This window comes from Micromonospora marina (genome assembly GCF_900091565.1).
Lineage (GTDB): Bacteria > Actinomycetota > Actinomycetes > Mycobacteriales > Micromonosporaceae > Micromonospora > Micromonospora marina.
Genome location: NZ_FMCV01000024.1, coordinates 59,742 through 72,243 on the forward strand (window position 1 = coordinate 59,742; position 12,502 = coordinate 72,243).

Genomic DNA, 12,502 nt, shown 5'->3' on the forward strand with positions numbered 1-12,502 from the left:
TCCGCCGAACAGCGCTTCATGATCGGCAATCGGTTGCAGGAGGTGCCCGACCGTTCGGCTGATCGAAGATCGACTCGCCAATACGATGACCGGATGGCGCAATCCACCGTTCCCGCCGTCCACGACCGGGCGGACCTGGCCGGGGAGACCGTGCGCCGGATCCTGCACGTCGCCGCCGCGATGCGGCACCACCAGGACGAGGGGATCGCGGCGCTGGGCCTCACCCCGGCGGTCGCCCGGGCGCTGCACGAACTGGACCCGGACCGCCCGCTGCCCGCCCGTGACCTCGCCGTGCAGCTCGGCTGCGACAGGTCCAACGTCACCGGCCTGGCCGATCGCCTGGAGCAGGCCGGGCTGGTGCAACGGCGTACCGACCCGGCCGACCGGCGGCAGAGGACGCTCGTGGTCACCGGGCGGGGGCGGCAGGTACGCGACCGGCTCCGTCAGGTGATGTCGGACTCCCGACTCCTCGACGGACTGAGCACCGACGAACTGGCCATCCTGCGGGACCTGGTGCTCAAGGTCGCCGACGGCGGCTGCCCGCAGGAGTGTGGCCAGGTCTGAGCCACGCCGGGCGGAACGTGTCCGACTGGGCGAGGCGGGCCCGAGTCGGTAATGCTGTCCGCGTGACCACCCCGCGCGATCTCGACGACCGGCTCCGAGCCGAACTGGCCGCGCTCGGGGCGCCCGACCAGCGGCGCGACCTGGGCGAAGCACTGCCCGACGGCGGGCCGTTGACCGGGGCGCAGGCGCTGGCCCTGTTCGACGCGCAGCTCACCAGCCGGCTGCTCGATCTGGCCGGGCGGTGGCTGTCCGGCTTCGGCGAGGGGTACTTCACAGTCGAGTCGGCCGGTCACGAGGGCGACGCCGCGGTGGCCGCCGCGCTGCGCCCGACCGATCCGGCGCTGCTGCACGCCCGTTCCGGCGCGTTCTACTGCCTGCGCGCCGCCCAGGCCGCCGGCGCCTTCCCGCCCGCCCCCGACGCGCCGGAAGCGGACGGGTCTCGGCGCGGAAGCGACCCTGCGGGGGACGGTTCGCCCGGAGATCTCGACGCCGGCCCGGGGGAGAAGGAGGCGGAGAGCCTTCCCGTGGGCGCCGGGATCGTCGTGGACGCGGACGGTGACGCGACTGTCGCCGTACCCGATCTGCCGCAGCCCGCGCCCGACGACGCCTACGCGGCGGCGGCGCGCGACGTGCTGCGCGGCATCGTCGCCTCGGCCGAGGAGCCCGCCGCCGGCGGGCGGGCGAAGGTCTTCGGCCGCGCCGACCTGGCCGTCGTGCCGACCACCCCGGCCGCCGGCTCGCACCTGCCGCGCGCCGTCGGCCTGGGGCTCGCACTGGAGCGGCTGCGCCGCGGCGCGCAGCCCGCCGACGGCGAGGCCGAGCCGGCGCCCTGGCCCGCGGACGCCGTGGTGGTCTGCTCCTTCGACGACGGCGCGGTCGACCACGCCACCGCCACCGCCGCGCTGAACACGACCGGCTGGTACGACCACACCGGCCTGCGCATCCCGGTGCTGTTCGTCTGCGCGGACGGCGGCGTCTCCACCGAGGGCTGGGTGGCCGCCACGCTGCGGGCCCGGCCCGGCATCGAATACTTCGCCGCCGACGGCACGGACGTGGCCGCGACCTACCGGGTCGCGGCGGAGGCGGCGGACTGGGTACGCCGGCAGCGCCGCCCCGCCGTGCTGCACCTGAGCACGATCCGGCTGATGGAGCAGGGCGACGGCGACGCGGCCCGCGACCCGCTGCTGGCCACCGCGCGGCTGCTGGTGACCTCCGGGTACGCCAGTGGCGAGGAACTGCTGGCCCGGTACGACGAGCGGGGCTGGCAGCTGCGCCGCGTGGCCGAGGAGGTGCTGGACGAGCCGAAGCTCGCGTCCCCGGTCGAGATCGTGCGGGAACTGGCGCCGCGCCGGCCGGTCCGGGTGTCCCGCGCGGTCGCCGAGGCGGCGGCACACGCGGCCGGGCCGGGCGCCGGGGCGCGGGCGGAGGCGTTCGGCGGCAAGCCGCCGGAGCTGACCGGCCCGCTGACGCTGGCGCAGAGCATCAACGCCGCGCTCGCCGACGGCATGCTCGACCACCCCGCGACGGCGGTGTTCGGCCACGAGATCGCCGCCCGGGGCGGGGTGTACGGGGTTACCGAGGGGCTGCGGAACCGGTTCGGGGCGGCGCGCGTGTTCGACACGCTGCCGGACCCGACGTCGATCCTCGGGCTCGGGCTGGGCGCCGGACTGGCCGGCCTGCTGCCGGTGCCGGAGATCCGCCACCTCACGTCGCTGCACGGGGCCGAGGACCAGCTCCGCGGCGAGGCGGCCACCATGCGGTTCCTGTCCCGCGGCGCGTTCCGCAACCCGATGGTGGTGCGGGTGCCCGGCCTGGCGAGCCCGGACGGACTCGGCGGGCACGACCGCGACGACAGCTCGCTGGGGGCACTGCGGGACGTACCGGGGCTGGTGGTGGCCGTGCCGGCCCGGCCGGACGACGCCGCGCCGATGCTGCGCACCTGCCTGGCGGCGGCCCGGGTGGACGGCAGCGTCTGCGTCTTCGTGGAGCCGATCGCGCTCTACCACGTCCGTGACCTGTACACGGACGGTGACGACGAGTGGGTCGCCGAGTATGCCGAGCCGGGCACCTGGGCGGACCGGCACGTGCCGATAGGGCGGGCCCGCGTCTACGGGATCGGCTCCGCCGAGGACCTCACCATCATCACGTTCGGTAACGGGGTACGGATGTCGTTGCGCGCCGCCGCCACGCTGGCCGAGGAGGGCGTGGGCAGCCGGGTGGTGGACCTGCGCTGGCTGGCCCCGCTGCCGGTGGCCGACATCATCCGGGAGGCGTCGGCGACCGGCCGGGTGCTGGTGGTGGACGAGACGCGGCGAACGGGCGGGGTGGGCGAGGGTGTGCTGTCCGCGCTCGTCGACACCGGGTACGTGGGCGCCGCGCGCCGCGTAGCCGCACTTGACTCGTTTGTACCATTAGGTTCGGCTGCCCGTCAGGTTCTGGTCTCCGCGGAAGCCATCACCCAGGGTGCCCGTACGCTGCTGGCACGGTAAATTCCGTTCCACCCGGTGCGCCACTTGCGCGGCGAGCCGCAACTGTGTGGACTGGGCCCGACGGTGTCACCCGACGCCACGAGCAGGGATAGATGAGGAGGCACGCGACAGTGAGCGCGACCGCTGGCCAGGCCGACGGGGTACGCAGCCTGGCGGACCGGTTCGGTATCGAGCCGGGCATGGTCGTCATGGAGATGGGCTACGACGACGACGTCGACACCGATCTCCGGGACGCCCTGACCGACCGCTGTGGGGAACTCGTCGACGAGGACACCGACGAGGTGGTCGACGCGGTTCTGGTCTGGCACCGCGACGGCGACGGTGACCTGTTCGAGCTCCTCGTCGACGCCCTCGGGCCGCTCGCGGACAACGGCGTGGTCTGGCTCCTGACCCCGAAGGCCGGCCGCGACGGACACGTCGAGCCGAGCGAGGTCGCGGAGAGCGCGCAGACCGCCGGGCTCCAGCAGACCTCCACCATCAACGCCGGCCGCGACTGGAGCGGAGCCCGCCTCGTCATGCGGCGCGGGTCCAAGAGCAAGAAGTAGGGCGCGCCGCACACCCGGCGACCACGGTCGCCGGGTGTGGCAGGCTGATCACCTCCAGATCGATTCCCCCGAGGGAGCACGCATGCCCATCGAGGTTGGCGCCGAGGCGCCCGACTTCCTGCTCAAGGACCAGAACAACCAGGAGGTTCGGCTCTCCGACCTCCGCGGTCGCAAGACCGTGCTGCTGGTCTTCTACCCGCTCGCCTTCACCGGCATCTGCCAGGGCGAGCTGTGCGAGGTGCGGGACAACCTCAACGAGTACCTCAACGACGACGTCCAGGTGCTGACCGTCAGCGTCGACTCCGTGTACGCCCACAAGATCTGGGCCGACCGGGAGGGCTACCAGTTCCCGCTGCTGGCCGACTTCTGGCCGCACGGCGCGGTGGCGCAGGCGTACGGCGTCTTCAACGACGTCGCGGGCATCGCCAACCGGGGCACCTTCGTCATCGACAAGGCCGGCGTGGTCCGGTTCGCCGAGATGAACATGCCCGGCGAGGCGCGCGACCAGCAGGGCTGGCGCAAGGCGCTGGCCGAGGCCGTCGCCGCCTGAGTCCCACACCCCAGGCACGTCGTTGCGCAGGGCCGGAGGCGGACAGGTAAGCTGGCCGCTCCGGCCCGCCGTACGGGCGTCCCGGGCGCGTAGCTCAGTGGGAGAGCACTCGCCTTACAAGCGAGGGGTCGCAGGTTCGAAACCTGCCGCGCCCACCCTTCACAAGCAGCGGAAGCCGCGGACCTGCGAGCCGGGTGGTTCAGTAGCCCGGTTGGCCGCCGGCGGCGAGGCGTGCTGCTGCCTCGGCGGGTTGCGGCCCGTGGGTGATTGCGTGGGCCATCCCGCCCGCCGACGACCCGGGCGAGCCGAGCAGATCAACGCCCGACCCGCCAGCGTCCGGACGTGCGTCAAGGCCGTCTTGACATGGCGGGCCGGGCGGCAGCCCGCTCCCCGGTGGGCGGGCCGATGGCAGACCGACGGTTGCTGTCCTCATCCCGATCCGTCAGCCGTCCTGGTGGCCCCGCGATCTGGCGGAGAGCGCTGACGGCCTGCTCTACTGGCGACATGCAGGCCCGCTTCCTTTTGTGCGTCATTCTGCTGGCAGCCGGCGTGATGGTGGCGGGGGTAGGGCTCCTGGTCGCCTTCAGGTACGTTGACCAGCCAGGACCGTTCAATGAGGCGATTCTCGGCACTGCAGGCGGTTGTATGGCCGGGGCGGGTCTTCGCCGGTGGAGGAAGTACCGCCGTTTGGGCTTGGGGCACGTGCAGGGCTCAAGACAGTGTGAAGCGTCGGCAATCAGTCACCAATGACGTGGAGTTGAGGCACCGGCGACGGCTGGGCCAGGCGGCCTATGCCGCAGCGACGGCGCACACCATTAGGCAGACGAACAGGCAACTCAGCGCGCCGCAGAGCATCAGTGCGACCGTCCCAAGGCCCTCCACCGGCATATCGTAGGCGCTGAATCAGCCGGGTTGTCGCCCTGCACTGTCGACAGCAACAGGGCCAGACAGGCCGGGCCGAACCCGAATATCGATGGACTCCCCCCGAGGTCAGAGGCACGTGCGAACTGGGCTGGACCAAGCGCCCAGGACTGACAAGCGAGGGGTCGCGGGTTCGAAACCTGCCACGCCCGCGACCCTGCCCCGAGAAGATCGTTTCAGCGGGCGACAGCAGGCGCGAGATGAGAAGTTCGTGGCCGGTTCCGGTGGATGGTGTTTGACTCTTGCCGGTGATCAGTGACGGAAAGCTGCGTGCCTGCATCGAGGCTCACTGGGGACTGGCGGACGCGACGGTCCAGGTGCACAACGGCGGAATGAATTCGGCGACGTGGTTCGTCTCTGAGGGCGGCGAACGATGGGTAGCCAAGGCAGTCGAGCCGGGATCACGCCGTTTCTTCATCGGCGGGCTTCAGGTCGCGGCTCACGTCGAGGCGGCAGGCGTTCCAGCGGGCACCCCGGTAGTGACGAGGCACGGAAGCCTCGTCGCCGATGTCGACGAAGTGCCGCTCGGATTGTTGAACTGGGTCGCGGGCGCCGGGCTGCTCGGCGGGAACCCGGACGAGCAAAGGCTGATCGGGGCGACCCTGGCGCGAGTGCACGCAGCACTGAGCGGCGTGACGATCAAGGATGCTGACCGGTTTCACTGGGTTGAGACGCAGGCGCCTCATCTCGCGGTTCGTCCTTGGGTCCGAGCCTCAGTGGCGGACGCCCTTGCAGGGTACGAGGCGCTTGATGCCGGATCCTTGTCGTGGGGTCTGCTACATACCGATCCGGCTCCAGAGGCATTCCGGCTCGACCGCATGACGGGAGAATGCGGGTTGATCGACTGGAGTATCGCGATGAACGGTCCGCTGTTGTACGACCTCGCTTCGGCAGTGATGTATGTCGGGGGCATCGATCAGGCCGATCACCTGGTGGAGGCATACCTGGAGAGCAAGATGATGACGCGCGCCGAGGTGAAATACGGCTTGCCGACCATGCTCCGGTTTCGCTGGGCGGTGCAGGCTGACTACTTCGCCCACCGCCTCTTCACCGACGATCTGACCGGTGTCACGAGCGCGTCCGACAACGAGATGGGCCTGGAGAATGCGCGCCGATGGCTCGGTCGCCTGGGAGCCGAGAAGCCCTCCGGAATGCACACGGGCCACAAGACAGCGTGAAACGTCACCAGCCAGCGTGGACTCCCTGGACTCGGTGGACCGTTCGAACAGCTCTGCCGCCGACCCGGGCGGGCCAGTGTTCCATGCCCGACCCGCCATTACGTACGTGCGTCAAGATTGGCATGCGTGCTGTTACTCGCCACCGCGGCAAGGCCGTCCGTCGGCTCCAGGTGTCTCGAGGCTGACGAAGTAGCCGATCGGAACGCTTTGCCGGCGCTGCATGCCCAAGACGTCGAATCGCACGCGTTGGGTTGCGAGCGAAATCCCCGCACACGGAGGCTGGTAGTTCAGAAGGAGATCGTCGGAGAAGCGCAGGGTCACCCACACGAATATCTGATCGCCCGCCGCAAGGTCGATCGGCTTGAAGGGAGTGGCCTTCCCTCGCTCGAAGCCCTCACGGCCGGCATCCACGTTCACGTGAACCTGATCAACGGTGTAGGCTGGGCGGCCGTCGCTCGTCACTTCCTTCAGGCGGATGGTGAGCGGTCCCCGGTTGGCGATGCTGAACCCGTACTCGATGCTGCGACCGGGCTGCGCAAGGTAGCGATACTCCGTATAGGGGCCAGCAGCGGCGCTCGACAGCGCCTGCGGATTGGCACCGAAGTTCCCGTGGTCCAGCTTGTACCGCAGCGTGATCGTGAGGTATGTGGCTAGCAGCGCGAGCGCGACAATCAGGGCGGCCACTATGATCTTGCTTCGACGTCTGGCGCGGCGGCCAGCGTTCTGTACCACGGCGGAATCATAGAGCGACGACGGTGACAACCGCCGCCCGGAAACGACGGGCTGGATCGTGCTCCGCAGAATCGGATGCCCGTTCGCTGCCGACGTCAACCAGTCGGACAGGGCGGGCCGCCACCGACCGGCAGATCGGCCGCACCGACGACTTCCCGGGTCGGGGTGATGTGCCTGACATCGAACGTCGGTATCAGCTCGGGCAGCGGGTGCCGATGCCAGCAGGGGCGCCCCGTCCTAACCTGGCGCGGGGACGGTCTTGACGATCGCCGTTGCCAGGGACGTCGCCTTCTCCTGAGCGACTGCGGTGACCTCGGTGGCGGTGCTCAGTTTGGGCGGCCAGAAGGTGAGCGCCTCGACACTGATGAGCAGCGAGCCGTGCGCGAAGATCAGCCGCGCGTTGCCGGGCAGGAACGGCATTCCTTCGGCACTTTCCGGGTTCACCCGGCGCACCGTCGCCGTGGTCAGCCGCGCGCTCGTCGACCCGATGGTCATCGTGCGTGCGCCCCACCGCGCGGTGGCCATCCCGATGTTGAGCCGGAAATCCTTACTCGGGCAACGTGCGGTGCGCGCCTTACGCGCGGCCGCAGCGGCCGCCGAGGCATCGCGCAGACCGATCACCGTGACGTTCAGAAGGGTTGTCGGGGGCCGGACGTCGACGAAGATCCCTACGGGATTGACCTCCAGGCCCGCACCCCACACCTGATCGAATTCCAACCCGCCACCGTTCGACCGGTCGGGGTCGGCAATGAGCAGGTCGCAGGGTTCATAGGGCTCGCCGGCCTCGATCGTGCGTTCCCGGATGTCGTCGCCGAGATCGGCCCGCCCGACCAGCTGGCGAATCGTCGCCATCAGCGCCTCTTGCCCGGTGGGCGATGCCGACGGTGCGGGATCGACCGAGGGCGGCGGGGGTGGCGGCGGGTCGGCTTCTGTCACACAGCCGGCAAGCCCCACCATCACCAGCACGCCCGCGACGAATGATCCGCCGCGAACTCGATCGGCAAGCCTCATGAGTCCCCGCTTCCACTCGGGGTGCAGCATATGGCTGATCACGGGTCAACGAATGCCCGCGGCGTTGAGGCGCCGGGTGGCGTCCGGGTCGATGCCGGTCCGCACGAGCGAACCGGGTGTCCCCGACGAACCGGTACTGAACGCGCTCACCATCAGCACGACGAAGAGAACCGGCATGAACAGCGTCCGGACCAGCATGGCCCAGCACGCCTTGACGCCGATCCGGCTGCCGTCCTTGACGCACACGAGCTGCGTGCCGGTGAGGACCCCGCCGAGCGCCCGGCCGTTGCCGTAGCAGAGGCCGTAGAGAACCGGCACCAGTACGAACCACGACAGCGCCGCGCCGGCGAGGGCACCGCCGGAGAGGGTCACCGCACGGTCCACCACGGACAGGGCGACGACACCTACCGCGACAGCGAACAGGCACACCACGAAATCGATGAGCCAGGACATGACCTGCGTCATCGTGTCGGCCTTGACATACAACGCGCCGTTGCCGAACACCGCGATCCGCTTGGCCCTCCGGGCACCGAGCACGTGCCCTGCCTGCGCCTGGGCGGCTTCCAGTCGGGTCAGCGGCCGGTCCGTGGCGCGGACTGTCACAGCGTTCTCCTGTTGTATCGCGGGCACGACGCGCGGCTTCGCTGGATACGGGCACCGTGCCGGGCCGTGTTCCGGTGCAGAGTAGTCGACGCGAGCACCGCTCCTGTCCGACGTCGAGGCGATGCGCGGCGTTTGCTACGTCGCTGGTGTGTTGTACCGGTCCAGCGTCGCCTTGGACGTCGACGCGTCGCGGAAGACAAGCTCCCACGGACCGGTGTTCACGTCCATGTCCTTGCCGAACCCGACCCACTTCCCGGCCATCCTTCGGCCCGTCGGCTCGGCCAGGAGCTGGATCGCCCCGTGATAGCGGGCGCCCCGGTAGTAACCGGCCGGGTCGGTCTGTTCCACCCAGGTGCCGGTGATGACGGCGCCGTCCACGGTCAGGTCCAGCGACAGAGACGAGGACGCCGATCCGGGCAAGCTGCGTGCGGTCAGCCTGTCGCCGTGCTGCAACAGGACGACGAAGTGCTGCCCGGCGAAGGACTCCTCCCGGCCGCTGGAGTAGTACTGGTAGCGGCTGAGCCACACGCCCTCGAACGACCTGTGGGCCGTGGCCGGCTTGGAGGACGGCGCCGGCGTGGCCAGGCTCGATACGGGTGATGTCAGGTCGTGGCCGCCGTGTTGGTCGTCGGCCACGTGTCCACCGGGCACTGCGGCGAAGCCGAGCAGTGAGATGGGCAGACCGGTGACGACCTCCAGGGCGCGGGCGTAGACGGGACGCGGTGCGGCGATCGCACCGGACTCCCACCGCTGGACGAGTCGCTTGTTGGCGTCGTTGGGCTCGCCGACGCGGTGGCCGGCGGCTTGGAGCGCGCGGGCGAAGTCGTCCTGGCTCATGCGCATTCCGGTACGGACGCCGCGCAGCACCGTGTTGGGGGCGGTCATGCTCGCCACGATAATGCCATGTCGCCTAAATGTCGCCACCTATGTGGTCGGATTGTCGGCTCTTGTGCCGTCGCGATCGGTAACACCCGGACGTCACTGTGGACAGGCGGCGGCCGAGAGGGCCACCGCGTTTCTGCTGGCGGAGGTGGAGATGCCGAGCACTGGCGACGAACCGTCGATGAGCCGGAGCGAACAGATCCACGCGGTGGACCGAGGGGCGACGAAGAGGCGACCTCTCGCCGCTGCCGAGGTAGCTCGCGGCGAGCACGTCGGTGGGCTCAGGACCGCTCTGTCCCGGTACGGGATTCCCTTGCTGCCGCGGCGACTCGTCGGTCGGTACCTTCCGTCGTCGGCGGTGTCCGGCTTCGGCGAGCGCCTTCAGGCCCTGGAGCAGGAGATCGCCCGACGCCGTCTGCTGGACCAGGCGCGAGGTGGGCAACGGTCCCTGGACGGCGACGCCACGCGGGAACGCCGCGTCTCGTACGACGCGTACCTGTCCGCCGCCGCGTTGACGTTCGCCCGGCGGCATCGGCCGGTCTGGTGCTGGCGACGGTGGAGACGGGTCTGCCGGTGCGGCGCCGACCTGCCCTGTCATTCGCGGCACCGGCTTCCGATCAATCGTGGTCACTGGCCGCAGGGGAGTGACGAGTGATCGGCGGGCCGGAGGAGACGATCCTCGCGGTTCACGTACGGGGACTCGACGGTATGTGTGCCGGCTGCCGGGCGTGGTGGGCGCGGCTCACGCCGTACCCCTGCTGGCAGGTGGAATGGGCGACCAGCCGGCAGGCGCGGGCGGTCACCGCGCGGTTCCTGGAGGGTGCGCGGTGACCACCCACGGCCCGGTCATGCCGGTCTGGAGCTGCGGTGGCTGCGACCTGCCCTGGCCGTGTCCCACGCGGAGACGGGAGCTGCGCGCGGAGTACGCCGGTGCGCCCGTGTCGCTGGCCCTCTACCTCGGCGCCTACCTCGTGCAGGCCTCCGAGGACATGCCGTGGGCGCCTGCCTGCGCGCTGCACCGCCGCTTCGTCGGGTGGACCCGGGAGGCCGGTCCGCGGGGGCGGTGACTGCTCAGCCGCGCCGCTCCCGCAGCCGCCGCCGGAACCGCATCCACTCGGCCGGTACGACGAGGCAGCCCGCCACGGCGCGGGCGGCGCCAGCGCCGCGAGAAAAGTGGGGACGGAAATGCGATATACCTGAGAGGCATATTCATGACTCTCAGGCATATCGCTCGGAAGTGTCACCCTTCAGAATGGGGATGACCCTCCGTGATCGAACGACCCGGCTTCGCCGGGGGGCGCGAACGCCGTCACCCGCCGGTCCGGGACCGGGGCGGTGAGCGGCAGCGTGGGCCAGGCCGCCAGGTCGTGGAGCATCTGCCGGTCGTGGGTGGCCACGACCACTGCCGCCGGCGTCGTCAGCAGGGCCGCTGTGAGGTCGTCGACCAGCGGCGCGGACAGGTGGTTCGTGGGTTCGTCGAGGATCAGCAGGTCGGGACGTTCGACCAGGCGTAGCGCCAGGTTCAGCCGCCGTTGCTGTCCGTGCGACATCCGGCCGACCGGGGTACGCCGGGCCTCGGCGTCGAGCAGGTTCGTCGCGCCCAGCGGCAGGGCCGCGCCGGAGCCGAGGCGCCCGGTGGAGCGCAGCCGGCCCACGTGCTGCTCGTACAGGTCGTGGGCGAGCAGCAGGGGAGGCCAGTCGGGCACCTCCTGACCGAGGTACGCGACGCGCGCCCCGGACGGGTGGCGGACCTCCCCGGTCGACGGCACGAGGTCGCCGGCCAGCACGGAGAGCAGCGTCGACTTGCCCGCACCGTTGGGTCCGGTCACCAGCAGGCGGTCCCCGCCGTCGAGCGTGAGCGTGACCCGGGTACGCAGGCGTCCGGTCACCGTCACGTCGTGGCACTGCAGGATCGGCAGTCCGGCCCGGGTGTCCAGCGGCGGCCAGCGCAGCGGCTGAGGTGGCTCCGGGACGGTGATCCGGTGTTCGTCGAGCGCTTCCTGCCGGCGTCGCAGCGCCTGGACCAGCCCGGGGGCGCGGGACTGGCGCTGGTGCTTGCCGTGGCCCTTGTCCGGACGCCAGCCGGTGCTGAGCCGGCCCTGCGCCTCCCGTACCGCGTCGGCCAGGCGCTGGTGCTCGGCCTGCTGCGCCTCGTGGTCGCGTACCCAGTGCGCGAAGTCGCGGCGGCGCCCGTCCTGCCAGGCGGTGTAGTCCCCGGCGTAGCGGCGCGGGCGGCCGTCCGCGCTGGGGTCGAGGTCGAGGAACTCCGTGGCCACGTCCCGCAGCAGGGCGCGGTCGTGGGTCACCAGCACCACACCGCCCGGGTGGTCGCGCAGCCGCGCGGTGAGGAAGGCCAGGCTGTCCGCGTCGAGGTGGTTGGTCGGCTCGTCCAGCATCAGCAGGTCGACCCGGGCCCCGAGCAGGCACGCCAGCCGGACCCGGTAGCGCTGGCCGACCGACAGCGTCGCCAGCGGGCGGTCCCGGTCCGGGCAGGCGTCGAGACCGGCCAGCGCCACGTCGACGCGCCGCTGCGCGTCCCAGGCGTCCAGCCGGGTCGCCGCGTCGAGCGCTGTGGCGTACGCGTCGTCCGCGCCCGCCCGGCCGGCGGCCAGCGCGTCGGCGGTGTCGTCCAGCGCCCGCAGTGCGCATTCGGACTCGCGGATCGCCTCCCGGACGAGCGTGCCCACTGTCTCGCCGTGGCGCGACTCCAGGTTCTGCCGGGCGACGCCGAACGTGCCCAGCCGTTCCACTGCGCCCTGGTCGGGCGCGATGATGCCGGCCAGCACGTGGAGCAGTGTGGTCTTGCCGCGGCCGTTCTCGCCGACGATGGCCAGGCGTGATCCGGCGGAGACGGTCACGCTGACGTCGGACAGCACGACCCGGCCGCCGCGTACCACGCGGACGCCGTCGGCGCGCACGTGCGCCCGGTGCCCGGCGGGCAGCAGGCCGCCCTGGGTGGGAATGTTGTCGAGGTTGTTCACAGTCCGCTCTCGGCTCGTCGTGGAGCCGGGCAGCGCGAGGACACCG

At 71.1% G+C, this 12,502-nt stretch carries 13 protein-coding genes and 1 tRNA gene; 9 read left to right on the forward strand and 5 right to left on the reverse strand.

The window, feature by feature from the left end; translation table 11 throughout:
• Positions 1-93: 93 nt before the first annotated feature.
• From GA0070215_RS23305 to GA0070215_RS23330, 6 genes are all read left to right on the forward strand, one after another.
• Positions 94-564, forward strand: coding sequence for a MarR family winged helix-turn-helix transcriptional regulator (locus GA0070215_RS23305; protein ID WP_018787092.1), 471 nt, complete (start codon positions 94-96; stop codon positions 562-564).
• Positions 565-626: 62 nt separating this feature from the next.
• The gene (locus GA0070215_RS23310; protein WP_091049789.1) at positions 627-3,053 is read left to right on the forward strand and encodes a transketolase C-terminal domain-containing protein; all 2,427 of its coding nucleotides are present in this window, start codon (positions 627-629) and stop codon (positions 3,051-3,053) included.
• 110 nt (positions 3,054-3,163) lie between these two features.
• Positions 3,164-3,598 carry a DUF3052 domain-containing protein gene (locus GA0070215_RS23315; protein ID WP_013287823.1) on the forward strand — a complete coding sequence of 145 codons (435 nt, stop codon included), beginning with the start codon at positions 3,164-3,166 and terminating at the stop codon, positions 3,596-3,598.
• 82 nt (positions 3,599-3,680) lie between these two features.
• Positions 3,681-4,148: a peroxiredoxin gene (locus tag GA0070215_RS23320; protein WP_018787090.1), complete on the forward strand. Its 468-nt coding sequence runs from the start codon at positions 3,681-3,683 to the stop codon at positions 4,146-4,148.
• An 83-nt stretch (positions 4,149-4,231) separates the two neighbouring features.
• Positions 4,232-4,303: transfer RNA gene (locus GA0070215_RS23325), tRNA-Val, on the forward strand.
• Between the two features lie 1,014 nt (positions 4,304-5,317).
• A complete protein-coding gene (locus GA0070215_RS23330; protein WP_091049794.1) occupies positions 5,318-6,247 on the forward strand; it encodes a phosphotransferase enzyme family protein in 930 nt (309 codons plus the stop codon).
• A gap of 132 nt (positions 6,248-6,379) precedes the next feature.
• On the opposite strand, the gene GA0070215_RS23335 is transcribed toward GA0070215_RS23330, so the two are convergent.
• From GA0070215_RS23335 to GA0070215_RS23350, 4 genes are all read right to left on the reverse strand, one after another.
• A complete protein-coding gene (locus GA0070215_RS23335) occupies positions 6,380-6,979 on the reverse strand; it encodes a hypothetical protein (protein WP_141708240.1) in 600 nt (199 codons plus the stop codon).
• Positions 6,980-7,216: 237 nt separating this feature from the next.
• Positions 7,217-7,990, reverse strand: a complete 774-nt coding sequence (locus GA0070215_RS23340; protein ID WP_244167106.1) for a hypothetical protein — start codon at positions 7,988-7,990, stop codon at positions 7,217-7,219.
• A 45-nt stretch (positions 7,991-8,035) separates the two neighbouring features.
• Complete coding sequence (locus GA0070215_RS23345) at positions 8,036-8,593, reverse strand: hypothetical protein (RefSeq protein ID WP_091049803.1); 558 nt, start codon at positions 8,591-8,593, stop codon at positions 8,036-8,038.
• 135 nt (positions 8,594-8,728) lie between these two features.
• Positions 8,729-9,487, reverse strand: coding sequence for a helix-turn-helix domain-containing protein (locus GA0070215_RS23350; RefSeq protein WP_091049807.1), 759 nt, complete (start codon positions 9,485-9,487; stop codon positions 8,729-8,731).
• A 346-nt stretch (positions 9,488-9,833) separates the two neighbouring features.
• Between GA0070215_RS23350 and GA0070215_RS23355 the strand changes: the two genes are divergently transcribed.
• The 3 genes from GA0070215_RS23355 to GA0070215_RS23365 are packed head-to-tail and all read left to right on the forward strand — an operon-like array spanning position 9,834 to position 10,542.
• The gene (locus GA0070215_RS23355) at positions 9,834-10,130 is read left to right on the forward strand and encodes a hypothetical protein (RefSeq protein WP_244167107.1); all 297 of its coding nucleotides are present in this window, start codon (positions 9,834-9,836) and stop codon (positions 10,128-10,130) included.
• Complete coding sequence (locus tag GA0070215_RS23360; RefSeq protein WP_018787085.1) at positions 10,127-10,306, forward strand: hypothetical protein; 180 nt, start codon at positions 10,127-10,129, stop codon at positions 10,304-10,306. Before GA0070215_RS23355 ends, GA0070215_RS23360 begins: the two co-directional genes overlap by 4 nt.
• On the forward strand, positions 10,303-10,542 hold the full coding sequence (locus GA0070215_RS23365) for a hypothetical protein (RefSeq protein ID WP_091049812.1): 240 nt from the start codon (positions 10,303-10,305) through the stop codon (positions 10,540-10,542). The genes GA0070215_RS23360 and GA0070215_RS23365 overlap by 4 nt, the downstream gene beginning before the upstream one ends.
• A 180-nt stretch (positions 10,543-10,722) precedes the next feature.
• Here the strand turns inward: GA0070215_RS23365 and GA0070215_RS23370 are convergent, their stop codons facing one another.
• Positions 10,723-12,456 (reverse strand): ABC-F family ATP-binding cassette domain-containing protein, encoded by a 1,734-nt coding sequence (locus GA0070215_RS23370; protein ID WP_244167108.1) that lies wholly within the window; start codon positions 12,454-12,456, stop codon positions 10,723-10,725.
• Positions 12,457-12,502: the final 46 nt, after the last annotated feature.